The sequence below is a fragment of the Myroides odoratus genome, from assembly GCF_001549985.1.
Taxonomy (GTDB): Bacteria; Bacteroidota; Bacteroidia; order Flavobacteriales; family Flavobacteriaceae; genus Flavobacterium; species Flavobacterium odoratum_A.
In genome coordinates this window covers 1-22,989 of sequence record NZ_LROZ01000002.1, presented here as the reverse complement: position 1 = coordinate 22,989, position 22,989 = coordinate 1, and the positions used below count along the sequence as shown (strand labels likewise).

The 22,989-nt window shown below is 35.6% G+C and carries 22 protein-coding genes; 13 read left to right on the top strand and 9 right to left on the bottom strand.

The window, feature by feature from the left end:
- Positions 1-31: 31 nt before the first annotated feature.
- The gene (locus AWV75_RS03305; RefSeq protein WP_060873025.1) at positions 32-1,159 is read left to right on the top strand and encodes an FAD-dependent monooxygenase; all 1,128 of its coding nucleotides are present in this window, start codon (positions 32-34) and stop codon (positions 1,157-1,159) included.
- 297 nt (positions 1,160-1,456) lie between these two features.
- Here AWV75_RS03305 and AWV75_RS03300 read toward each other — a convergent pair whose 3' ends face one another.
- Positions 1,457-2,737 (bottom strand): aminotransferase class I/II-fold pyridoxal phosphate-dependent enzyme, encoded by a 1,281-nt coding sequence (locus AWV75_RS03300; protein WP_060873024.1) that lies wholly within the window; start codon positions 2,735-2,737, stop codon positions 1,457-1,459.
- Positions 2,738-3,304: 567 nt separating this feature from the next.
- Here AWV75_RS03300 and AWV75_RS03295 point away from each other — a divergent pair.
- Both AWV75_RS03295 and AWV75_RS03290 read left to right on the top strand, forming a co-directional pair.
- Positions 3,305-3,766, top strand: coding sequence for a hypothetical protein (locus AWV75_RS03295; protein WP_060873023.1), 462 nt, complete (start codon positions 3,305-3,307; stop codon positions 3,764-3,766).
- Between the two features lie 873 nt (positions 3,767-4,639).
- On the top strand, positions 4,640-5,515 hold the full coding sequence (locus AWV75_RS03290) for an AraC family transcriptional regulator (RefSeq protein WP_060873022.1): 876 nt from the start codon (positions 4,640-4,642) through the stop codon (positions 5,513-5,515).
- A 65-nt stretch (positions 5,516-5,580) separates the two neighbouring features.
- Here AWV75_RS03290 and AWV75_RS03285 read toward each other — a convergent pair whose 3' ends face one another.
- The 4 genes from AWV75_RS03285 to AWV75_RS03270 are packed head-to-tail and all read right to left on the bottom strand — an operon-like array spanning position 5,581 to position 7,661.
- Positions 5,581-5,931, bottom strand: a complete 351-nt coding sequence (locus AWV75_RS03285; RefSeq protein WP_060873021.1) for a 4Fe-4S dicluster domain-containing protein — start codon at positions 5,929-5,931, stop codon at positions 5,581-5,583.
- Positions 5,932-5,935: 4 nt separating this feature from the next.
- Positions 5,936-6,472, bottom strand: a complete 537-nt coding sequence (locus AWV75_RS03280) for an NADPH-dependent FMN reductase (protein ID WP_060873020.1) — start codon at positions 6,470-6,472, stop codon at positions 5,936-5,938.
- Between the two features lie 11 nt (positions 6,473-6,483).
- Entirely contained in the window at positions 6,484-6,981 is a 498-nt protein-coding gene (locus AWV75_RS03275; RefSeq protein WP_060873019.1) for a DUF2480 family protein, read from the bottom strand.
- A 56-nt stretch (positions 6,982-7,037) separates the two neighbouring features.
- Positions 7,038-7,661 carry a superoxide dismutase gene (locus AWV75_RS03270; protein ID WP_060873018.1) on the bottom strand — a complete coding sequence of 208 codons (624 nt, stop codon included), beginning with the start codon at positions 7,659-7,661 and terminating at the stop codon, positions 7,038-7,040.
- 234 nt (positions 7,662-7,895) lie between these two features.
- Between AWV75_RS03270 and AWV75_RS03265 the strand changes: the two genes are divergently transcribed.
- Together AWV75_RS03265 and AWV75_RS03260 are read left to right on the top strand one after the other, a co-directional pair.
- A complete protein-coding gene (locus tag AWV75_RS03265) occupies positions 7,896-8,480 on the top strand; it encodes a helix-turn-helix transcriptional regulator (RefSeq protein ID WP_231737969.1) in 585 nt (194 codons plus the stop codon).
- A 202-nt stretch (positions 8,481-8,682) separates the two neighbouring features.
- A complete protein-coding gene (locus AWV75_RS03260; protein ID WP_060873016.1) occupies positions 8,683-9,450 on the top strand; it encodes a methyltransferase domain-containing protein in 768 nt (255 codons plus the stop codon).
- A 48-nt stretch (positions 9,451-9,498) separates the two neighbouring features.
- On the opposite strand, the gene AWV75_RS03255 is transcribed toward AWV75_RS03260, so the two are convergent.
- Both AWV75_RS03255 and AWV75_RS03250 read right to left on the bottom strand, forming a co-directional pair.
- Positions 9,499-9,963, bottom strand: a complete 465-nt coding sequence (locus tag AWV75_RS03255; protein ID WP_060873015.1) for a hypothetical protein — start codon at positions 9,961-9,963, stop codon at positions 9,499-9,501.
- Positions 9,964-9,995: 32 nt separating this feature from the next.
- Positions 9,996-10,703 (bottom strand): SMI1/KNR4 family protein, encoded by a 708-nt coding sequence (locus tag AWV75_RS03250; protein ID WP_060873014.1) that lies wholly within the window; start codon positions 10,701-10,703, stop codon positions 9,996-9,998.
- Between the two features lie 208 nt (positions 10,704-10,911).
- Here AWV75_RS03250 and AWV75_RS03245 point away from each other — a divergent pair, with 208 nt between their 5' ends.
- From AWV75_RS03245 to AWV75_RS03235, 3 genes are all read left to right on the top strand, one after another.
- Positions 10,912-11,457, top strand: coding sequence for a lipocalin family protein (locus AWV75_RS03245; RefSeq protein ID WP_060873013.1), 546 nt, complete (start codon positions 10,912-10,914; stop codon positions 11,455-11,457).
- Between the two features lie 437 nt (positions 11,458-11,894).
- The gene (locus tag AWV75_RS03240; protein ID WP_060873012.1) at positions 11,895-12,533 is read left to right on the top strand and encodes a LexA family transcriptional regulator; all 639 of its coding nucleotides are present in this window, start codon (positions 11,895-11,897) and stop codon (positions 12,531-12,533) included.
- Between the two features lie 409 nt (positions 12,534-12,942).
- Complete coding sequence (locus AWV75_RS03235; RefSeq protein ID WP_231737967.1) at positions 12,943-13,275, top strand: winged helix-turn-helix transcriptional regulator; 333 nt, start codon at positions 12,943-12,945, stop codon at positions 13,273-13,275.
- Between the two features lie 14 nt (positions 13,276-13,289).
- Here AWV75_RS03235 and AWV75_RS03230 read toward each other — a convergent pair whose 3' ends face one another.
- A complete protein-coding gene (locus AWV75_RS03230; RefSeq protein WP_060873010.1) occupies positions 13,290-14,252 on the bottom strand; it encodes an MBL fold metallo-hydrolase in 963 nt (320 codons plus the stop codon).
- Positions 14,253-14,641: 389 nt separating this feature from the next.
- Between AWV75_RS03230 and AWV75_RS03225 the strand changes: the two genes are divergently transcribed.
- Complete coding sequence (locus AWV75_RS03225; protein WP_060873009.1) at positions 14,642-15,859, top strand: hypothetical protein; 1,218 nt, start codon at positions 14,642-14,644, stop codon at positions 15,857-15,859.
- A 516-nt stretch (positions 15,860-16,375) separates the two neighbouring features.
- On the opposite strand, the gene AWV75_RS03220 is transcribed toward AWV75_RS03225, so the two are convergent.
- Positions 16,376-16,951, bottom strand: coding sequence for a hypothetical protein (locus AWV75_RS03220; protein WP_060873008.1), 576 nt, complete (start codon positions 16,949-16,951; stop codon positions 16,376-16,378).
- Between the two features lie 478 nt (positions 16,952-17,429).
- Between AWV75_RS03220 and AWV75_RS03215 the strand changes: the two genes are divergently transcribed.
- The 4 genes from AWV75_RS03215 to AWV75_RS03200 form a co-directional block, all read left to right on the top strand.
- Entirely contained in the window at positions 17,430-18,674 is a 1,245-nt protein-coding gene (locus tag AWV75_RS03215; protein WP_060873007.1) for a serine hydrolase domain-containing protein, read from the top strand.
- 337 nt (positions 18,675-19,011) lie between these two features.
- Positions 19,012-21,288 carry an excinuclease ABC subunit UvrA gene (locus AWV75_RS03210; protein WP_060873247.1) on the top strand — a complete coding sequence of 759 codons (2,277 nt, stop codon included), beginning with the start codon at positions 19,012-19,014 and terminating at the stop codon, positions 21,286-21,288.
- Positions 21,289-21,579: 291 nt separating this feature from the next.
- The gene (locus tag AWV75_RS03205; RefSeq protein ID WP_060873006.1) at positions 21,580-22,173 is read left to right on the top strand and encodes a hypothetical protein; all 594 of its coding nucleotides are present in this window, start codon (positions 21,580-21,582) and stop codon (positions 22,171-22,173) included.
- A 7-nt stretch (positions 22,174-22,180) separates the two neighbouring features.
- On the top strand, positions 22,181-22,989 hold an 809-nt coding region (locus AWV75_RS03200), incomplete at its 3' end, for a hypothetical protein (RefSeq protein WP_060873005.1).

The window sequence follows — 22,989 nt, the reverse complement described above, 5'->3', positions numbered from 1 at the left end:
TGAGTCATAAAACTAAAATGTGCGTTCTAGTATGCAAGTAGCTATAGTTGGAGCAGGAATAGCGGGATTAACGTTAGCAATTGCTTTGAAAAAAGCAGGTATTTCTTTTGTAGTATATGAAGCAACGGCTCAAATTAAGCCTGTAGGGGCGGGAATTGCAATTGCTAATAATGCGATGCAAGTGTATCGTCATTTGGGAATTGCTGATAAACTCAATGAAAAAGGGACACGTATTTCTACAGTGATGCTGACAGATTTAGATTTACGTGTTTTAGATCAAACACCGCTTGCTTTTTTCGAGCAAAAGTACCAACTAGCAAATATTGCTATTCACCGTAGTGCTTTGCATCGTGTTTTACTCGATGCTGTTGGTGAAGAACACATTCAACTCAATAAACGTCTGCAACAAATTACGCAGACAACAGAGGATAGATATACCCTTCGTTTTTCAGATGAAACAGTAGTCAATCATGAGTTTATCCTTGGAACAGATGGCTTGCGATCACAAGTGCGGCGTGTGTTGTTTGGAGATTATCCATTGCGAGATGCGCATCAGGTGTGTTGGCGCGGGGTACTTTCTTTTGAACTACCTCAAGCCTATGAACATGTAGCTGTAGAAAGTTGGGGAAAAGGAAAGCGAATGGGGTTTGTTCAATTAACGGATTATCAGGTTTATTGGTATTTTTTAGTCGATGAGGAGTTGTATCAAAAAGAGGCTAATTTAGAATTGCATTTGGAAGAATGTCCTACATGGGTTCAACAAATGATTCGACAGACACCCAAAGAAACGATTCATTTGGATAAAATATATGACCTCAAACCCTTTGAGGGATGGTATAAAGAAAAAGCTTGTCTTATTGGAGATGCTGCTCATGCAACCACGCCTAATTTAGGACAAGGCGCTTGTCAAGCTATAGAGGATGTTTATGTAATTAGTAAATTGCTGGAAAACTATACGTTAGAGGAAGCTCTGCAACTATTTCCAGCTATTCGCCAAGCGAAGGCACATGGGATTGTTCGAGAAAGTTGGACGTTGGGAAAAATTGCACAATGGAAAAATCCTTTTTTAGTAGCACTTCGCAATACGTCTTTTCGCCTTTTACCCGCTTGGATGAAGAAGAAACAGATGAAAAAAATGTTTGAATTAGATCGAGTTTAAGGTTGCTCTTATTGACAATATCCATAAGTGAGGATGCTTGCTAGACGGCATACGCTGCAGGGGCAATAGTTGAAGGTTTTAAAATAACTACATAAAAATGCAGATGGTTTGCAGCGGAGTAACGCTTTTGAGGCTACCTCGTTGGGTTCATTAACAGCAAACGGTTTAACAATATAAAATGGATCACTTTTTACAACTGCAATAGAAGCTGCAAAAGGAAACTGTGTGGTACAATTGCTGCATAAACTGATATAAAAATAACAACAGCTCCTTCTGTAATGAAAGAGCTGTTATTTTTTATACTGTAGGTTGCTCTTGTTTTTTGAGCTGTAATTTATTGCTGATGTATTCAAATACATTCAATGCTTTATCTAAGTGTTCTTTAGTATGAGTAGCCATCAAACTCATGCGGATACGTGAATCTTTTAGGGATACTGCAGGGTACATGATTGGATTGGTATAAACACCATTTTCAAGTAATAGTTTACCAACCTGGCTATTTACATAGACGTCTCCAATTTTAACAGGAATAATCGCTGAATCTGTTGCACCGATTTCTAGACCAATGTCAAGTAATCCTTTTTTGTAGTATTCTACATTATTCCATAGCTGTTTTTGCCAATGTGGCTCTTCATCAATAAGTTCAATCGCACGTGTTACCCCAACGATGGCTGGTGTTGCTGCTGCAGAAAAGGCATATTGTCTCGATTGAAACTGAAGGTAGGAAATTAAATCGGGATTATTCGCCACAAGATATCCTCCCACGTTAGCAAAGGTTTTGCTGAACGTTCCAGTAATAATGTCAACTTGATCCAATACATTATGGTATTCCATGGCACCGCGTCCTGTTTCTCCAAGGACACCAATACCATGTGCATCATCTACCAAAAGTACACCTCCATATTTTTTGGTAATCTCCAGAATTTCCTTGAGTTTGGCTACATCACCATCTTGAGAATATACACCGTCAATAATAACCATTTTAGTGCGGTATGTGTGTTGGGCTGAAGCTAAAATGCGTTCTAGGGCTTCTGTATTGTTGTGTAAGAATCGCTTCACTGTCGTTCCAGCAATCCCTTCATATACACTGGCGTGAACGGCCATATCCACAATGGCAATGTCTTCTTTTTTCAATAAGCAAAGTAGAGAAGCACTGTTCGACGTATATCCTGTGGTATATACAATCGAAGAACCTTTGGGACGTTTGAAAAAGGCAGAAATTTTATCTTCTAATTCTTGGTGATAATCAATATAACCACCAATCAAAGGGGAAGCTCCTGCTCCTGTACCATATTTTTCTATGCCATTAATCACTGCTTTCTTGATTTCTGGATGTTGTGTAAATCCTAAATAATCATTGCAAACAAAACTAATGTAATCTCCTCTTTTAATGTAACCATCTTCTTCTAATCCAATTTCAGGACCACAGCCAGAAGTAGCCAGTAAACGATAGTTCATGAATTCGTTTTCACGTAGATAGTTGAGGTATCCTTCATGTGCGTTCGCTCTTTGGTAAATGTCTAGATCGGGGATGTTTTCAAAATCTTTAAAACTCGCTTTAGTAAAGTCTATATTCATACCATATTTTTTAATAGGTTAACATCTATAAAAATAGATTATTTTCCTTTGTTAGAGAAATAATTTCATTTTTTTAATCGCAAAATAAAGGTGGCTTAAACTAGGAATTGGAGAATATGTTGATGTATTGCGATGTCTTGTGTTGGACTTACATAGTCAAAAAGAGGAGTAAACGATTTAAATAGTACGGTACATCGGTAGATAAAAAGTTGAAAACAGGATGTTTGAAGGAAGTAGTTGAAAAAAAGGGGGTGTTTTATGTTGATATTCGTTGGTTTACTATTGTCTTTTTGTGATTGATAGGGGGTGTTTTACTTATAAAATGAGAAATTTAACCCTTTTTTTAGATTCTTTTATTCGCTCCTAATGATTTCTCTTTCTGCTTAATAGCCGTAAATCATATTGTTAAATAGTTAATGTTAAGTAAATATTGTTTGAAATTTGTTAGTATCTCGTTTAATTTGGTGTATACTTTTTAGTGTTACGGGGTATACACTGAAGAATGTTTTTTATCAACTATTATTTTGCCTTACTAACAAAATAAAAATTGAAAATAAAACAGGTATTATGAAAAAGAGCATAATTGTAGGAGCATTTGCGCTAATAACTTCTTTAGCAAGTGCACAAACAAAAATTAGCAGTACGAGTATTGGTGTTAATTTAGGAGGAGTCGTATCCTTAGTTTATGATGACGCATCTGTGTTAGGACTAAGAGAGAGTCAGTGGAAACAAATCAGACAGTATCAACGAGATTATGAAAGTCAATATAGTCATTGGGCGAGTTCTAGTCGCTATAATGAATCAGAACTCAATCGAAAAAGAGATCAACTGTATCGAGAAGTAAGAATCAAGATAGGAGATATCTTAACGATTGAACAACAAGAGAAATGGAATGATAACGTCTATGTGTATACGCATTATCACCCATATGATCACAAAAAAGATCACCACTACCACAAGAGTAATAAGTACAAAAACAAGCACAAACACAAGAAAAAAAATAAACACAGACACGACGATTGTGATTAGTAATAGAAAACGCCTATCTAGGCGTTTTTTACGTAACTAGGATTGGAATAGCTATTGCATACCGTTTTCTTTCTATTTCAAAGCCTTTCGGGCGGTAAACCCTATTTCTTTGTTGTAATATCCCTTTTTAATTCGTTAATCGATATTTCTATGAGAAGGGGGGAGTTTTATATTTGTTTAAGCAACAGGGATAGAATATCACAGTTGCTCTATCATCCTATGTTATTGCTACCATATAACAGGAAACAATAGAATAAATAAAGCCACACAAAAGATAAGGGAGTTAGTGGGGACTAGTATACTAAAGGAGTTTAGTATTAACTTATCTTTAAGGCTTAACGGTCATGTGGCTTTATTCTTTAGATAAAAGAACAAAACAACAACAAAATTTTTTTTAGTATGATCCTACTGTAGGATTTAAAATGAAACAGAAAATCCCTTCAAAAAGCACTCCAAACAACGAGTGCTTTTTGCATTGCACGATTTTAATGCGAACGCATAGTAGATTTTTGATAAAACGAGGGAGGGGATATGGAACTTTGGTTTCAACCTGAACTTGACATTAGATAGGCAGATGAAATGATGTTATTTCTTGTTCCTACTTTAGTTTTATTTGCATATTTTTTGTTAAAAATATTTAACGTTATTCTGAGTGAATAATGTTTAATTTATATTTGTGGTGTAAAATTGATTTTTTGTTTCTATTTTATAGGGTTATTTGATTTTAATTTACATAATGTTTTGTTATAAGATGCGTGTATGTATAATTTAAATTCAGGTTTATATCCTAGTATTATTCCAATTTTACTTTGTTTTGTTTTTTCAAATTAAAGCCTATAAACAAGGGTTTAACGATGAAAGAAAGACAGTATTATGAAAATACCTTTAGAGCCGTTTATGCATCGGTCCTCTACTAGACTTTGTATAAATAGCGAAAATTTAGATAAAGTCTTGGAGCTAAGAAAAGATTTTATTTTTACCCCTCATGAGCTTAGTTTTTTTAGTATTCATTTGTTTACTGAAGGTGAAGGTGTTTTAGATGTTGATTTTAGTCCAATACAGGTTGTCGAAAAAGAAGTTTTAGTCCTTTTTAAAAATCAAGTGGTAGAGTGGAAAGAGCCGCTGAACTACAAGGCAAAGATCTTGATTTTTACAGAAGATTTTTTTTGTATTGATGAAATGCACTTTCAGTTTTTTTATACCTCTACTATATTCAAACACTTAGGTAAATGTAAAAGTATTGCAGTACAACACCATTTTGAAGAACTGGTTTTGTTGTTTGATATGATCAACCAAGAATTAGAAAAAGCCTATTATCCCAAGCAACAATATGTACTGAATAATTATTTGTTTAATATTTTGATTTTTTTAGAACGCTCATTGAATCAAAATGCTGTAGAAGAAAAATTGACGGTGTCTCATGAGAAATTGATTGTAGCTAAATTTAAAGATTTAGTGAATAAGAAATTGAATAAGAGTTACAGTGTCAAAATGTATGCAGAAGAGTTGAATTTAGGATTGAGAACTATTGAATATGCCTTTCAGAAAATTGAAAATACAACTCCTTATAAGTGGATTTGTAAGCGCATGGTTATGGAAATCAGCAGGTGTTTGTTGTATAAAGATATTCCGGTGAATGTTATTTCGTATCAGTTGGGGTTTAAGGAAGCGAATCATTTGTCCGTTTTTTTTAAAAAGCAAACGGGATTAACGCCTTTGGAGTATAAAAGTAGGTATTCTAGAGAGTAGACCTAGACATGTAAATGATAAATAATAAGCCTATTCTGATAAAGGATAGGCTTATTGTTTGGCATTTATTGCTGTTGTAAAAAAGAAAAACGCTGTAGTAATACTTCCTCACTTTCCTCGTGATCTGGGTCGTCAATACAACAATCTACAGGACAAACTGCTGCACATTGGGGTTCTCCAAAGTGACCTTTACATTCTGTACATTTACCTGGAACAATATAGTAGATATCATCTGCTATACTATCCTGAAATTCATCTGCATCAATTTCCGTTCCATCTGGTAATGTTATCCTCCCTTTTAGCGCGGTTCCTTCTCTGTAGCGCCAGTCATCTGAACCTTCGTATATTGCGTTATTTGGACATTCTGGTTCACAGGCCCCGCAATTGATACATTGATCCGTTATCATGGTTGCCATACTGCTAGTCTTTTTTTGTGATAAGCTGTAAAAGAGTGCGGAAGCGTTCTTGATATTTTGGATTGATGGATCCATTTTCCACATAGAGTTCACTTCGTTGGATGGCTACACTATAAGGAGCAGGCCATGCGCGTAACGCTTTTGCAACGGCGTCCATCGCATTGATTCCTTGCATGGCTTGAACACCATCTGCCCAGCATACCAATCCCACCGTTTTTCCGGTTAAATAGGGAGCGGGAGATTTGGCACTTATTTCCAACCAATCAAAACAGTTTTTCATTGCACCTGTCATACTTCCGTGATAAAGAGGTGTAAGCCAAAGGTGAATATCGGCTTCGCGAAACTGTATATTCATTAATTCTACGGCATTGGGTGTTCGCATTGAGGTAATATCAAAGAGAGGAATACCTGATTCAGCTATTTTAAATAGGGACGTTTCGATTCCCATTGTGGTGAGTTCATCACTCAAATATTGAGATAAGCGCTCAGAAGTAGAGTCTGCTCTTCGTTCCAAGGCGCCTGTAAAAATGAGGGCTTTCATGTGTTGAGGTATTATTTAAAAATTACTTTAGGCATTCCAATTTCCCCATAGAGTAGTGATTTTACGATGGGTTTTAATTTTTTGGATGCCGTCATATAGAGTGAAGGGTGGATGTCTGGATTGGCTCGTACGACTACTTTTTGATTGTGATAGTCCGTTATGTCTGCCTGTTGTACATTAGATTCCCATAATTCAAGTTTAAGTGCCTCTGGTGTGCAAAACTTAAAAAGGGTTGTTTCACTGTATAGCTTGTCTGCAATAACCATATATACCCATTGCGGAATAATTGCGTCAACAGAGCAGTAAACAGCTACTGCTTTATTGCGATAGCTAGAAAAATCAACCTGAGCAACGGCAGTTCTAAATTCTTTTTCCTTGATAATCATTTCCATGTAAAGTAAAGGTTTGAGATCAAATCCTACTACTTCAATGGTGGGTTCATGCATCATGAGGTCGAAAGCAATGATGCCTGAAGCGGCTACTTTATTTACGATTGTATCTGTTGCCATGGGGAATTGAGATTAAAAAGTAGCCTTATGGTTAACCACAAGACTACTCGTATTTATTATAGGTTTGCAAGAGCCGTATTATAGTGTTGCTCAACAAGTGACCAGTCCAATACAGACCAAAAAGCATCTAGGTAATCTGCTCTTCTATTTTGGTATTTTAGGTAGTATGCATGTTCCCATACATCAACACCCAAAATTGGATATCCTTGGTTTGCTCCGTTGGTATCCATAAGTGGATTATCTTGATTTGGCGTTCCAGTTACAGCCAATGTGCCATCTGCTTTTACAAATAACCAGGCCCATCCTGAACCAAATTGGCTCAATCCTACTTTTTTAATTTCTTCTTTTAGACTTTCAAGACTTCCAAAAGTTTGTACAATCGCTTCCGCTAATTTTCCTTTTGGCGCAAGTTGAGCAGTAGGAGAGAGGATACTCCAGAATAAGGTGTGGTTGAAATGACCTCCACCGTTGTTTCTCACTGCTGGAGCATACGCATTAATATTGCCTAAGATTTCTTCTATACTCTTAGTTTCATTAGGTGTTCCTGCTAGTGCATTATTTAAATTGTCCACGTACGCTTGGTGATGCTTACTGTGGTGAATCTTCATTGTTTCTTGATCAAAGTGAGGCTCTAATGCATCGTATGCATAAGCAAGAGCGGGTAAATTAAAATTACTCATGGTTTATGTTTTGAATTAAACGCTTGTACAAAAGTAGTCGTAATTTTTAATTAAACAAGTTTTTACTTGTTTAATTAAAAATGTAGTGAAAAGAAATAATCTTCAATAATTCAATTTATACGGGGTATTGGTACGATGCTAGAAAAAAAGAATACCTTTGTAGGGATAATAAAACAATATTTTATTTGGTAAATGAAAAAGAGTTCAACTGACCGAATTTTGATGCAATTGAAAATGCGAGGGGAAGTGATAGCCGCTGATCTTGCAGATCAATTGGAAATTACAAAAGAAGGCGCCCGCTTACAGCTACAAAAACTTTTGAAAGAAGGATTGGTGTCAGCTGCGTTTAAAAGCGAAGGAGTCGGACGACCAATTGCATATTATAGCCTGACCGATCAAGGGTTAGCTAAATTTCCCAATACACATGCTCAGGTTACGGTTGAAATGATTGAAGCTGTAAGAAAGCTCTTTGGTGAGAATGCGTTGGATTTACTCATTACTGACCGAGAAAAGAAAGTATATCAACACTATGAAACGGTGATTGGTGATCCAAATTCGATAGATGAGTTCCTGGATCGGCTGGTAACAATACGAACACAAGAAGGGTATATGGCTGAATGGCAAAAGGAAGAGGGCGACAGCTATATTTTTATTGAAAATCATTGTCCTATTTGTGCAGCAGCAACGGTGTGTCAAGGATTTTGTCGCAGTGAATTAAACAACTTTAGACAATTAATCGGCCCTGATTTTCAAGTGGAACGCGTTGAGTATATCCTCTCAGGAGCACATCGTTGCACTTATCGAATCACAAAAAAATAGATTTGCAGTAGGGGGTATAAAAAAGTCAAAGTCGCTGTCTGATCAAGGCAAGTGCTGCAACAATTTTACGACTTTCCAAAAAGACAGTATTCCCCTTGAAAAATTTCCAGATTCACATTAATCACCCCGTGTTTTTGCCAAATTAAAGGCCTAATTGTGCATGAGATAACGTAACTTTATCTCTCATTTAAAAACACATCATATGCCTTGGGATCCAACTCAATACAATAAATTTAAAGACGTTCGTTTTTTGCCATTTTTCGATTTAAGTAAAGAAATTCAAGAAGCGAGTATTCAAAAAGCGGTCGATCTAGGTTGTGGAACGGGAGAGCAAACAGCCTTGTTAACAGACAAATGGAAGCACGTCCACTTTACAGGTATCGATTCTTCTGCTGAAATGCTTGCAAAAGCACAGCCCTTGCAATCCGCTAGACTCACGTTTAAACAACAGACTATTGAAGAATTCGCCTCAACATCAGAGACTTGGGATTTAATTTTTAGCAATGCTGCTCTACAATGGTCAGACCAGCATGACCTATTGTTTCCCCAACTGATTTCAAAATTGGATACAGGAGGGCAATTTGCTGTACAAATGCCTTGTCAATCAGAAAATATACTCAATAAATTGCTGTATCAGCTTGCAGATTCGGAGCCTTTTAAAACGCAATTAAACGGTTGGAATAGACCATCACCCGTATTGAGCTTGGATGCTTATGCTCAAATTATGTTTGATCAAGGACTGCGTCAATTGAATATCTCCCAACGGGTTTATCCTATCATTGCGCCTGATCATACTATCTTATTTGAATTTATTGCAGGTTCAGCTTTGATTCCTTATCTGGAACGATTAGAAGAAGAGGAAAAGACTGCGTTTGTATCGGCTTTTCAAGCAGAAATAGCACAAACTTTTACTCAATTACCTGCTTTATATGCATTTAAGCGAATACTGTTGTATGGAGTGAAGGAATAATGCAACTAAATAAAACACAAGTGCAGGTTAGATTTCTAGCGTAGAAGACTAAAATTTGCTATTCAAGGGAATATTAAATCGTATTGAAGTAGTAACTCCTTTTATCGGACGGTAATCGGTTTTATCTGCAATCGAAAACCCATATCCTAAATCGATTTCAAAAAAAGTAAATAAAGAGAGTCCTACTTTAGGACTTATAGTATAAGGGGTCAGTTCAGCTCGACCAAAAAAACCGATATAATACATTGCTGAATAGTAGGTAGCGGCTAGTTCGGGAATCACAGTGTACTTGTTTTGAATCCAAGTAAAGTTTGCCGTAGCGTCCAATTTTACGATGTGATTGGAGTTGAAATTAGTAGCATAGTAAATTCCTGTTTTAAGAATACTTCCCTTTTGATATTGATAACTAATCGAAGGGCCTATAAAATGTTCCTGTGCTTGAATTTTTGCTGTACTTCCCAAGAATAAACTAAGTAGGATGCCGACTATTTTTACTGTATGCTGTTTTTTCATAACCCTAGTTGGATGAAGAGATGGTTGTTTTATTAAACGGTATAATCAAAGGTTTTGTTGAGGTGTTCGAAATTGATTTCGCGTTGTAAGAGGGCTTCTACTTCATCAAAAGTAGTTAGTCCTTCCGCGTTTTGTTGACCTCCGTTGGGTAATTTATACGTGTATGCAACCAACTTTCTTTTGTAGATTTCTTCTAATAACAGGACTTGTCGATCTGTTAAATAGGGGCGGTGGGTGCGCAATTGCTGTTGTAAATTGCGTTTGATTGCTTCTTCTTCCTCTTCAAATACCATCGCATAATCGTCAATCTCTCGAGTTGCTTCTAGTAATTGTCTGAAAATAAAATCTTGGAGGTTTTTTGCGACTACTTCAGCTTCACAATCATCATGAGGAAAGAAGGTAATCGGGATATCTGTCCCATTTTGTAAGTCATATTGAAAAACATATAAATCACCTGTGCCATTTTTTGCAAAGGGGATGAATTGGTAGTGTGTTGCAATTTCATAAACCTCAGGGTCTTTGAGTTCTAAAATTCCATCCTTATATGCAACAGGATCCCAAATTTCAATATCCTCCCCAAAGAGTAAAAGCGGAGGGTTTAGTTTGAGTTTTGGAAACGTGATTTCTGCCCAATGTATCCCTGTTGGACCAAAATCCAACATACCATCAGCATATAATCTGGTATAGAGTGCTGGGTATTGAATATCTAATTCTTGTTCTAGTTTGTGTAATGCAGTCATGGGGGAATCTGGATTTATTTTGGGTGTTTTTGCTACAGGTAAAAGTACCCTTTTGTTAGGAAATAAACATCCCTAAAAATGGGGGTTTTACTTTTGGAAAGGAGAAAAAGAGGTCTTGCCATCTGGTTGAATATGTTATTTAAAATAATTCTAATTAATATAGGTTGCTGTATTTGATTTTTTTATCTTTGAAAGAAACGATACCCTTATGACTATACCTACATATTATAAAAGAAGTTTATTGATTCTATTTTCTTTCGCTTTATTTTCTTGTGGTGGGCGTTCCATACCTGAGAAAGCGCACGCTGTGGAAGATTTTGATGTGGAGCGTTATTTAGGAACTTGGTATGAAATTGCGCGTTTTGACTTTTATTTCGAACGTGATTTGGACAACACCACTGCATCGTATAGTTTGGATGAGGATGGAAATGTACTAGTGATCAACCGCGGTTTTCACATCAAGGACAAAGAATGGAAACAAGCAGAAGGTCTTGCTAAATTTAGAGGAAATAAGCATGTAGCTGAACTTAAAGTTAGTTTTTTTGGTCCTTTTTATTCCGGTTACAATGTAATAGCCTTAGATGCCGATTACCAATATGCATTAGTAGCGGGAAAAAGCTTAGATTACCTTTGGATTTTGTCCCGAGAAAAAACTATACCTGAAACGGTTAAACAGCAGTATCTCACATTAGCTCAAGAGGTAGGTTATGACGTTTCTCGTTTGATTTGGGTCAACCACAATAAGGAAGATTAAGTATCTCACTTAGAATAAATATGGAAAAGAAGGAATAAAAAATAAAGGAAACAAAGTAAAAAATCCACAGGAGCATTTAAAAGCTACTGTGGATTTTTTTATGGGATAAATTAGAAATTCCAACCTCATTTGTAAACGAGAAAGCATGTTAATCTTTGGAAGGAGGGCTCCAGCTCAACTAGTTTAAGCAAGTCATAGAGGCCTAGTTGTAGGTTTATTTAGCGAATATATAACTGGAAAACAAAGGTTTTTTTTAGACTAAAAAGTGCAATATAGGGGGTGTTAGAGTGGGAGTTTTCGCGAAAAAATCAGTTGATGTTCGTTGAATAAAGGGGTGTTTTTTTATGGTTTTTTATTAAAAAGTGGCCATATGAGAATTTTTTGGCACAATAGTTGTTTTTAATGGATAGAACGAATGCTTTTAAAAACGGAAAACAATGGTACATGTAAACGAAGTAATTACAAGATTAAAACAGCTACTTGGATACAAAAGTGATTTAGAACTAGCTCAAGTATTGGAAATAAAACCAAATACATTATCAACCTGGAAAAAACGGGAAACATTGGCCTATGATAAAATTATAGCAGTATGTAAAAAATACAAAATTGATTTAAACGACTTATTTCTTGCACAGCCCAATGCTATTTTAAATATCAATCTTGATGATCGACGCGTAAAAATGATTTCTGTTGATCATCATATCGAATATTTCTTGAATCCAGAAAAATGCTGTGGAACCTCTCCTTCTTGTGTTTTTCCAATTGCTGAAGAAGTTGATATGGCTTTTCAGATTGGCGTAGAAAATATGTTTCCTACGGTTAAAGTTAGCTCTTATGTCTTAGTGAAAAAAATAGAGCTCCAAGAACTTTTACCGTGGCAAATTTATGTGTTTGTGGTTGAAAATAGAGGGATTTTATGTTATCGCTTCAAGAAGTATACGGAAGATGGAAATTTATTTCTTGTGAGTGATAACTCCGCTTTTGAAAACTTAGAGATCCGTCCTGAAGAGGTAAGGGAAGTATTTTGTATTCATGGCGCATTTTTACCTAACATAAAGAATTTAGTACAGTACTAAAGTTCTTGGGCTAGTTTAGCTACAGAAACTAGGGTAAGGAATGGTTTATAGCGTGTTTCACTATGGAAATCTAGTTGTTTATTTGGCTGAAAAGAAAATAAAATTAGCGCTGCATTTTAAGTACCTATCCGTTATAAAAAGTCGATAGATAATTATGATGACGTTAAAGACGTAGCTGTGTGTCCATAGATAACGAGTTATTACCAATCGCAATAGGTGTGGGATATAATTGGAAGCTGAATTAATTATTGAAAATTTCATCGTTTATATAGAAAAAGCATTGTAGAACACTACAATGCTTTTTTTAATTTGTAGTCCTTGGACTACTGCGTCATCGAGTACACAGGAGCGTAAATCATATTGCGTTTGCCTTTATTTTGTTCGTATCTTGCTGGTAGAAATAAATCCAATGAAAAACGATATATTTATCTGTCACAATTGCCCTATGACTCGTACCATGGCTACTATTGGAACGAAATGGAAACCAATTATTATTTATGCCATAGGAATCAAAACGCTGCGTTTTGGAGAAGTATTTGCTCGAGTAGAAATTATCTCTAAAAAAGTATTGACGCAGCAATTAAAGGAATTGGTAGAAGATGAAATTGTTATTCGTACGGCCTACCATGAGGTCCCCTTACGCGTGGAATACCAGTTGACCGAAAAAGGCATTGAACTGCTTAAAATATTGAATCAACTTACGCTGTGGAATCAAAAATACAATATGGAAGGGTACAAGTAAGAAGAGTAAAGACTCTATTTTGTACGCCCTGTGACACTGTAAGGAACAGCTATCCATTCATAGTGATTATCCATTTGGCGGATTCGACCAAAACCAGGAAAAGATTGATGGGCTCCAGCTATTAAGGACTGTTTTTGTGCCATATGCTGGTAAAACGAATTGCGAACACTTTTAGCTAGATTTTGATCTTCATCAAAGTGATTCGTCAGGAATGGGGCTTCAAACTGAACGCTTACGACATGGACTAAATCTCCCCAAAAATAGATCTGCTCGTCTTGACTATGTAGGACATAGACAGTATGACCAGGGGTATGGCCTACTGTAGGGAGTACTTCTATATGAGGGAAGAGTGGCCCGATTTGGTTTTTAAAAGTTGCAATTTGATTGGAATCCCGATATAGAGAAACTGCGTTTTGAACACCTACTACAATCTTTTTTTGTTCTGCTGATAAGGTATTTCTCGCCTCATCACTATTCATGGTTGTTAACCAATAGGTGAATTCTACTTCATTGATGTGAATGATAGCATTGGGATAGACTCTCTTGTTGTCTAGTGCTAATCCACCAGCATGATCAACATGAATATGAGTAATCAAAATATCCGTAATATCCTCGGGTTGGAGTCCATACGCATGTAGACTTTGTACTAATTTTCCTGCTGATGCACCAAAGAGCTCACCTGCACCTACATCAACTAGAATCGTTTGGGTTGGGGATTGAATGAGATAGGAATTGATACTGACTTCTACGGGGTTTTGCAAGAATGCTTTTGTTGTTAAATCGCTAGCTTTTAATCCCTCTTGCGCATCAAATAATTCATCTACATCAATATCTACACTGCCATCACTTAGGGCAGTTACTTTATAATCCCCCAATTGGATGCTGTAAAAAGAATGTTGCCCGACTAGGGTTTGACTGACGAAGAACCATAGAAGTAAGGGGATAAAAGTTAGGGCGTTTGGTCTATTTTTTTTCATATTTGGTATTATTTATATTTAGCAAGCAAAGCTAGGGCTTCCTAGTTTCTAAAAGAGACCATAAACAGAATAGAGGTTACCTTTAGGTCACCAGTATTTTAAAGCACAAAAAGGATTTCCTTTATAGCAAGTCGAGGTTACCAAGTGATACTAAGCGTGGTACCCTAATTTTTTGATGATTAAAAATAGAAGCAGTAGAGGAAGCAGAACTCAAATAAGTGCGGTAAAGTCACTGATTTTAGTGAGTGCTTGGTACGTGACAATTGTTTTATTTTGGATGTAATTCGAATCAAAAGGAAGTACAACATAAAAAACAATAGATTGTCTTTGTTTTAAAGCGAAGGCGCTATAGTTAACTTTGTAGAACCATAGAGTAAAAGAAACAGGAGATGGATAGTAAAGAAACTTGGATAGAGAAAGAAATCCTTTTTTACAAGGACAGAGAAACGATTGAACAACTGGCAATTGGTAACTTGCAATATGCCTATGTTCAAATTTTAGGGCATGTGCCATATTTGTTTGTTTTTGCAGATCATCAACATTATATCTCCACTGAACTGAAGGGATTTGAGATGGTGTACCAAGAGTTATCTCATCAGTTTCACTTTGATGATGCCACCTTCTATGCTGTGTGTAAAGCTAAGGTTGAAGATGATAAAGTGAAGATTTGGGCGAAGAAACACGCTCAAAATTACCACATCTTAGAGGAGTATTTGACTGATGGGGATTTAGGATATGAAGTCTATACGACACCTAAGCAAATGATCTCCTGGGATATTACTTATGAACAATTGGAGGCATCAGGGGTAGTAGAAGCTTATTTTACGGATTATGGTTCTAAATACTTGCGATTTAAGTATGCGGTTCGGGTAGAAGGCATCCGTATTGATCAACTGGAAGTCTATGCCAATCCAAGCAGTGCTGCGCTTCCAGTCCAAGAGTACTTTGTATCGATATATGATGAAACTAATACGGATGAAAGCTACAAACAGTTGCGTGAGCTCTGGATTGATGATGCAATCGATATGGATGCATATGGCTATGAAAGAGAAGATCAATGTTATTTGCAATTTGTATTGGCAAAAGGAATTAGTGCCTCGATTTGCTATACCTATGATAAGGAGCATGGCTATGATGATGGCAGTACCTCTCTTCATTTCTACAACAAACGAGACTATGATTATTTTTTAGAGAACACGACTTACGAAGATATAATGGAATTAGCTGCGTTTTTACCTTTTTCGATTGGCTTAGACCTCCAAGTAGGGTATAAGGATAGGGAGGAAGTGAAGCGTATTCCGCCCAAGATAAAAGAAATAAAGGGGAATAAAAGCGGTATTTGGGTGGATCACAAGACCAATACAATTGGATTTGCCGGATTGGAAACTGCTTTGATCCTCGATTTGGATAAGATTAAAAACTTCACTTTCCAGAATGTTCTCCCTGCAAAAGGAGCTGGATATGCTGACCTTATTGTTCATTTTAAAACGCATGATTACCTCTACGTTTTTACGGCAGACACGTATTTTTTTGACCAATTTGCCAATCAATTGAAGCAAATGACAAAAAAATCAGTCAGCATCCCTGAAGCATATTACAACTGTTGATGCAGCCGACCTGCGATAGTGGAGGACATGCGAAATGCTCATGACACCGAATTAAACTGCAAAACAAGTCTCTTTTTTTTATGAGACTAGCTTTTAATCAAGCAAGCTAACGTTTAATTGCAAGTGGCAAGTGGGATTATCATCATCATTTTTGCAAGACGCGCAAATGAATAATAAAAATACACAAACAACGACTTGATAACTATGCTTTTTCATACCTAATTGGATTGAATGGGTTACTAATGCAATTCGAAATTAGGAGGCAATTTTGAAGATTTTTTGAATTTTTTTTAAAATGTGAAATTGTCTATCACATCGATACTGAAAATATTAATTTATCGTGTTTTGAAGACTCTCTTCTTTTTCGATAGAGGAAGCGAGTGTATTGTTTGTGAGGTTTGAAAGAGAAAAGTATTGCTAGTGTATACTATTATTCATTAGGAGCCAATGGATAACTGGCTCCTAATGAATTAGTAAATAAAATGGATGCTTTTATATGCTTTTGTTTCGGGTGTATTAGTTGCGTTTATTCTTATTGAGTTCGTCTTGAAGCTGGCGTCTAATTTTTTGCTCGCGTTCCAACGCTAATTTTTTGTATTCTTCTAGCTCGCTTTCAGCATCTAGTTGCTTTTTACGGGCATCTTTTGTATCTGTAAAGCTTTTTTTAAACTGAGTAAATAAAATACCTAAAGCTAAGAGTAGGATAAGAATAATAGACCAAACAATCGTCTTGAATGTACTTTTATGGGTGCTAATCCCTATAAAATTAAGATTGTTTTCTTGATCAACAGCAAGGGTTAGATCTTTTTGAAGTGCCTTTAATTGATTGGATAAGGAATCGATAGAGGTCTTTTGTTCAATAAGAGCACGTTTATTTTGTCGTATTGTTGTTTGTAAAAGGTGAATCGAATCCTTTACGTTTTGTTGTACCTGTTGTAATTTATTTTTTTCTACTACCTTGTAATTTTGCCAGTTATTAGACTGACTGATTAATGTGTTAAATTGGTTTTCGATTGTATTTGTGTCGCTTTGTGAGTAGCTTGACAAAGTAAATGTTAGTAAGGTGGCAGATAAAATAATTGTTTTTTTCATTCATTAAATTTTTGAGTACATTTTTCTATTCGCATATATAAAGTCTGAATCATTTATTTATAAAACGTAAAGATATCTAGAAAAATATGTGAGGACAAAAATTTAATCGGCATACAACGGGGGGAATCCTTTGATACTCGGAATATGCGGGTACATTTGGGAACTAATGAATGTTGTTTTGATAGGTTGTTTTTGTGTTTTTAGAAATTAAAAATCTGAAATTAAGTTAATTAATGGTTTTCTGTATTAATTGAAAGAATTGAGTTTACTAAATAACATAGTAAAGTTAAATAATTATAAAAAGATTTTTGTTTCCTAGCATAGGGAAGTAATTGGAAAAAAATGGAAGGTATTTGGAATGAAATGTTTATTATTGTTAGGGAATAAATAGGGCTGTAATAGAAGGTAGTAGCGCTATGCTGGAAAGCAAAGCGTTCAATTATCGGATTTCAAAAGTACCTAGTAGATTTTAACTGATATGAAAAAAATAATTGTTTTCATTTTATTAGCTGTACTCTCAACTTCATGTAAGAAGGAAACTTCATTGAAAAAAGAACAGGAGGGATCTGATATGGATTCACTCTCATCAGCTATTAGTAAAATCTACAAGCAAAGTGATTTTAATGGATTTGCGGTTTCAATTGTCAATGATAAAGGAACGCTTTATCAGCAAGGGTTTGGATATGCAGATGTTGAAAATAAGATTCCCTATACAAACAAAACCATTCAAAATATTGCTTCCGTTTCTAAAGTGTTTGTAGGCGTTGCTTTGTTAAAAGCTCAGGAATTGGGAAAGTTAAAGCTTGATGATCCAATCAATAACTATCTGCCTTTTAAAGTAATCCATCCATCTTATCCCAAAGAGGTAATTACAATTAGACATTTAGCTACGCATACTTCAGGTATTGTAGACAATGAGTTTTACCTAAGCAAGAACTACATTTTAAAAGAAGGAGAACCTGCTGTAGCGTCGAATTTAGTTTTTGATGACATGCAAACCTTTAATCCTGCTGATTCTATTATTTCAATAGAGGAGTTCTTAAAAAATATACTGGAGCCAGGGGCGAAATGGAATACAAAGGATACATATGCTGAGTATAAGCCAGGAGCGAGGTATGAATATTCTAATATTGGTACAACATTAGCTGCTTTTGTTTTAGAACAAGCTACAGGGGAACGATTTGATGACTTTACTAAAAAGTATATTTTAGAACCTTTAAACATGGAGGATTCTGGATGGAGTTTTGCGCAGGTAAAATTTGAAAATCATGCTAAACTGTATGCAGATGCAAGAACAGTATGCCCGTTTTACCATCTCATAACCTATCCTGATGGCGGACTTATTACCTCTGTTCATGATTTAAGTCTGTTTCTAACGGAATTAATAAAGGGATACAATCAAAAAGGAACCCTATTAAATCAAGAGAGTTACCAGGCGTTTTTTCATCCACAATTACAAGACGCTAATTTTATAGCCAGAGAAGTCAATAACCCATATAATGAAAGTTATAATGTTGGTGTATGTATTGGTTTTGGATTTTCAGGTTACATCGGCCATACTGGAGGAGATCCTGGAGTTGCTTCTATGATGTTCTTTGATCCAAAACACAATATAGGTCGTATTCTAATTTTGAATACCTCATTTTCCGGACAAAAAGGAAGCCAAGATTTCTACGGAATATGGGATGTATTAGAACAGTATCAAGGTAAATTAAATCGTTAACCTTCGTTTTATTCTTCTTCGTCATCAAATGAACTAAATTAGGATTGCTTGTAAAGGATTTTAGTTCCAAGGCGATGAAATGCTCAACAGCAAGGTTAATCTGCCTGTAAGCGGCTTGAATCGCCTCACCTAAGCTGTGATTTTCCTTGTGCACTAAGAAAGAAATTGTCAGGAGCATCCTTTGATAGGATTTCCTGTCCGGATTGCCCTTTTTATGAGCTGGAGGTCTACCTGGTCACGGGAGAATATCAATCGGTTCATGTATTGGGTTCGTTGTGTTGTTTTTGTGATTCGCTTGAATTGTTTGTACCTTGTAGGGAAAGCAAACTTGTTTTTGATGAAAAATACTATTACACCTATTATTTTACGAGGAGTTACGGAGAATAATCTGAAAAATATAGATTTGGATATTCCTAAAGGAAAACTAGTGGTTTTTACAGGAATATCGGGTTCTGGTAAATCTTCGATTGTCTTTGATACAATCGCTACTGAATCACAACGACAACTGTATGAGATGTTTCCGTTGTATATTCGTCGTAGACTTCCCAAATATGAACGACCCAAAAGCGATGTGATTGAAAATTTGACTACGGCTATTGTTGTCGATCAAAAGCCCATTCAAGCCAATATCCGATCTACTGTTGGTACATTAACGGACATTCTACCGCTTATTCGATTGTTGTTTTCTCGAGTTGGAGTTCCCATTGCAGGAGCTGCCTCAGCTTATTCTTTTAATAATCCACTAGGCATGTGTTTATCCTGTAGTGGTATTGGGAAAAAAATACAACTAGATTTGAATAAATTGCTGGATAAAGATAAATCCTTGAATCAAGGAGCCATTCAATTTTCCCCATTTAACGTGGGGAATTGGCAATGGAATATGTATGGTTGGTCGGGGTTGTTTGACAATGATAAACCGTTAAAGGAGTATACCGAAAAGGAATGGTATGATTTGTTGTATGCCTCAGGATTTAAAGTAAAAGTAGAAAATGCGGTTACAAGACCTTCCACGCTTGTTGCTTATGATGGACTTGTGAATCGCTTTAATCGTTTATGGATCAATCGCGATATTAGCCAATTGAAAAAAAGTTTGCAAGCCGAAATCCACACCTTGGTTTATGAAGCTACTTGTCCCGTTTGCAATGGGGGGCGTTTAAATGAGAAAGCATTGGCTTCTAAAATTGATGGGTACAGTATTGGTGATTATTTCAATATGGAAATCAGTGAGTTAATTCCAATAATGAAACAAATACAAGAACCTGTAGGAAGAGCTTTGGCTAGTTCTGCCATCGAAGGATTACAGCGAATCGTTGATGTAGGTCTTGGTTATCTCAGTCTTGGTAGAAGTAGTGATACCCTATCTGGAGGAGAAGGACAACGATTAAAATTAGTTCGACATTTAGGCAGTAGTTTGACCCATATTACTTTCATCTTGGATGAACCGAGTGCTGGATTACATCCTCAAGACATCCAACGTTTAAATCAAATGATACTGGGATTACGAGATAAAGGCAATACGGTGCTGATTGTGGAGCACAACCGAGATGTTATCGTCTTGGCTGATTGGGTCATTGATGTAGGACCTTTGGCAGGTAAAGAAGGAGGAAAAATTGTGTATCAGGGCGATGTAAAAGGATTGTTACAGTCGAAAACGATTACAGGAATTGCACTCCAACAAAAACCAGCATTGAATCAGAACCCAAGGCAACCAACCGATTTTTTGAAGATTCAAAATATAGCAATACACAATTTAAAAAATATTACTGTAGCTATTCCTTTAGGGGTTTTGGTGTGTATTACTGGGGTTGCAGGGGCTGGGAAAAGTACCTTGTTGAATGAGGTGTTAATCAAACAATCGTTGAATGCGATTGTCGTTGATCAACATATAGTGGGGTCAAATTCTCGTTCTACACCAGCTACTTATACTGGAATTATGGATGCCATTCGCAAATTATTTGCTGAAGCAAATAACGTCGAAGTGGGGATGTTTAGTTTTAATTCTACGGGAGCTTGTCCAACGTGTCACGGAAAGGGTGAAATTGTACCGGATATGGTGTATGCGGATCCCATAGCCATAAAATGTGAGGATTGTCAAGGACAAAGATATAGTCAGGAGGCACTTCAGTATCACTATTTAGAAAAAAATATTGTAGCAGTTCTCGAAATGACTATTAGTGAAAGTCTTGATTTTTTTCCTCAAAAGAGTATTCAAACGAAGCTTGCGGTTTTGCAAGAAGTGGGACTAGGGTATTTGACTTTAGGTCAAACGTTGAGTACTTTATCAGGAGGTGAAAAGCAGCGAATCAAACTCGGTAGTGAACTGCATAAAACAGGTAATTGGTATATCTTGGATGAACCGAGTATTGGACTTCATATTTCAGATGTAAAAAAATTATTAGCGTTGCTAAATATACTGGTCGATAATGGCAATTCAGTTATTATTGCAGATCATCATTTAGATTTGATTGCCGCAAGTGATTGGATCATCGACTTGGGGCCTGATGGAGGTAAAAATGGAGGGGAAATAGTGTTCAGTGGCACTCCTGAAGCCTTGTTGAACAGTAAACATTCTCATACTGCATACCATCTTAAAAAAAGCTTAGCGACTCTTTGATGAAAAGAGTAAAATTGGATTATTTTCTTTTGTATGCCTATATAATACTTGTTTAGTGCATCCCTAGTGTGTCTATAAGAAAACCTTTTTTAATAGACTCATTATGGACTCATTATGGACGCACTATGGAGTCACTATGGAGTATAGGTAAATCTCTAATCCTAAATAATAGGTTTAGGATAAAATTAATTAAATTTTTATTATTTTAATCTATAATCTTATTTATTGTTGTACTTTTATAAGTATAAATGTTGTTTTTAACTTAAAAATAAAATAATAAAACATGTGGCAATGAAAGAAAAAAAAAGTTTATTTGAAGAATTACGTCTTTTAAGAGGAGATGATCAATATCCTTCACAAGAGATTAAAGAGAAATTAATTGACTTATATCTTCCTGCAACCGTATCAGATTTAGCGATTAATTTATCCAATATTACCTCTCAATTCTATGCTTTGCAATTACATTCCATAGGAGAGCAGTATGGAGTAGATAAAATACGTTTGCACTCTGATAAACTATTTTACAATCTTGGTAAAGCAAAAGCAGAGCAAGCATTAATTAAAGATGCTACTATGGATCGAGATTGCAGGTCAATGGTTTTAGTCGCTATATCTGCTATTTACACCTCGAGTCCGGAGTTCAAGTTTCAGGTGCAAGAATATACTTCAGATTATGCTGTGATTAATTTGAAAGGTGTTGATCGTTATCACAGAGCTGCTAAACAATATAAAATTGATCAATATTTAACCTTTCCAACTTTAATCGCTTTTTTAGATGGAATCAAAGATTATCTTCAATTAAGTGATATAGAAATACAAGTACCTCAATCTTTTTATGACGAAAATTCAAATATAGATTGTACGTATATTATTAAACAAAATTAGTTGTAATATGAAACATTTATATAACTACATCGGGGAGAATTACCCTTATTTATTTCCAATGGATAATTTGGTAAGGAATGCATCTACAGTAGAGTATAGTACTACAAATAGCTCAGATAGTCAATTGAGAGGATTCAAAGAGATAGGGCAAATAGTTGCATCATTGGGAAGTATCTCTTTATTGACAGCCATGGATATTTCTTCTAAAACATTTTTCTTAGCTGAAAAAATTAGAATAAGAAAAATCAATAGTACTATTGTAGAGGATGGATTAAAGTATTGTGCTAAGCCTTTTTCATTTTCAAAGCGTAAAGGAAAAGTTTTAGTAGATGTTTTGAATAATCAAAATCAATTGTTTTATACTTCTGAACTAGAATATGTTATTTTTGATGAAAATGCTTTTAATGATGTTTTCAGCAGTTTTTATACAGAAAAAATTCCTGCAGAAAGTTCTCCAATAAAGGAGGACGTACTGGTGAATTTAATCGAGCCATTTTATTTTAAAATTCAAATCCCTTCTTTTACAATCGAACAATGCAAAGGACATTTTGATAATTATCCTATTGTGCCAGGTGTTTTTATCATGGATCGATTGTTAGAAGGAATTGAGAAATTCTTTAAGCTCCAAGGAGAGGATGTACAAAGTAAAAAATTAGTTTTAGATAATTTAGAAACATTTCTAAATACAGCTACTCCAGTCTATAGCGAATTAAGCTCGCTAGTACATTACCGCCAAGTATCTAAGGATAGTTATTTGTTTGTGTGTACTATTACTGATAGTAATCATAAAATTGAATATGGTCATTTTGTAATTAC

Bases quoted from the DNA above. Each gene is read 5' to 3' on its own strand.
- AWV75_RS03305 (WP_060873025.1), top strand. From the start codon at position 32: ATGCAAGTAGCTATAGTTGGAGCAGGAATAGCGGGATTAACGTTAGCA.
- AWV75_RS03265 (WP_231737969.1), top strand. From the start codon at position 7,896: ATGCGAGGGGAAGTGATAGCCGCTGATCTTGCAGATCAATTGGAAATT.
- AWV75_RS03285 (WP_060873021.1), bottom strand. From the start codon at position 5,931: ATGGCAACCATGATAACGGATCAATGTATCAATTGCGGGGCCTGTGAA.
- AWV75_RS03280 (WP_060873020.1), bottom strand. From the start codon at position 6,472: ATGAAAGCCCTCATTTTTACAGGCGCCTTGGAACGAAGAGCAGACTCT.
- AWV75_RS03250 (WP_060873014.1), bottom strand. From the start codon at position 10,703: ATGACTGCATTACACAAACTAGAACAAGAATTAGATATTCAATACCCA.
- AWV75_RS03235 (WP_231737967.1), top strand. From the start codon at position 12,943: ATGAAAAACGATATATTTATCTGTCACAATTGCCCTATGACTCGTACC.
- AWV75_RS03260 (WP_060873016.1), top strand. From the start codon at position 8,683: ATGCCTTGGGATCCAACTCAATACAATAAATTTAAAGACGTTCGTTTT.
- AWV75_RS03225 (WP_060873009.1), top strand. From the start codon at position 14,642: ATGGATAGTAAAGAAACTTGGATAGAGAAAGAAATCCTTTTTTACAAG.
- AWV75_RS03220 (WP_060873008.1), bottom strand. From the start codon at position 16,951: ATGAAAAAAACAATTATTTTATCTGCCACCTTACTAACATTTACTTTG.
- AWV75_RS03255 (WP_060873015.1), bottom strand. From the start codon at position 9,963: ATGAAAAAACAGCATACAGTAAAAATAGTCGGCATCCTACTTAGTTTA.
- AWV75_RS03290 (WP_060873022.1), top strand. From the start codon at position 4,640: ATGAAAATACCTTTAGAGCCGTTTATGCATCGGTCCTCTACTAGACTT.
- AWV75_RS03275 (WP_060873019.1), bottom strand. From the start codon at position 6,981: ATGGCAACAGATACAATCGTAAATAAAGTAGCCGCTTCAGGCATCATT.
- AWV75_RS03300 (WP_060873024.1), bottom strand. From the start codon at position 2,737: ATGAATATAGACTTTACTAAAGCGAGTTTTAAAGATTTTGAAAACATC.
- AWV75_RS03295 (WP_060873023.1), top strand. From the start codon at position 3,305: ATGAAAAAGAGCATAATTGTAGGAGCATTTGCGCTAATAACTTCTTTA.
- AWV75_RS03240 (WP_060873012.1), top strand. From the start codon at position 11,895: ATGGTACATGTAAACGAAGTAATTACAAGATTAAAACAGCTACTTGGA.
- AWV75_RS03205 (WP_060873006.1), top strand. From the start codon at position 21,580: ATGAAAGAAAAAAAAAGTTTATTTGAAGAATTACGTCTTTTAAGAGGA.
- AWV75_RS03270 (WP_060873018.1), bottom strand. From the start codon at position 7,661: ATGAGTAATTTTAATTTACCCGCTCTTGCTTATGCATACGATGCATTA.
- AWV75_RS03245 (WP_060873013.1), top strand. From the start codon at position 10,912: ATGACTATACCTACATATTATAAAAGAAGTTTATTGATTCTATTTTCT.
- AWV75_RS03230 (WP_060873010.1), bottom strand. From the start codon at position 14,252: ATGAAAAAAAATAGACCAAACGCCCTAACTTTTATCCCCTTACTTCTA.
- AWV75_RS03215 (WP_060873007.1), top strand. From the start codon at position 17,430: ATGAAAAAAATAATTGTTTTCATTTTATTAGCTGTACTCTCAACTTCA.
- AWV75_RS03210 (WP_060873247.1), top strand. From the start codon at position 19,012: ATGAAAAATACTATTACACCTATTATTTTACGAGGAGTTACGGAGAAT.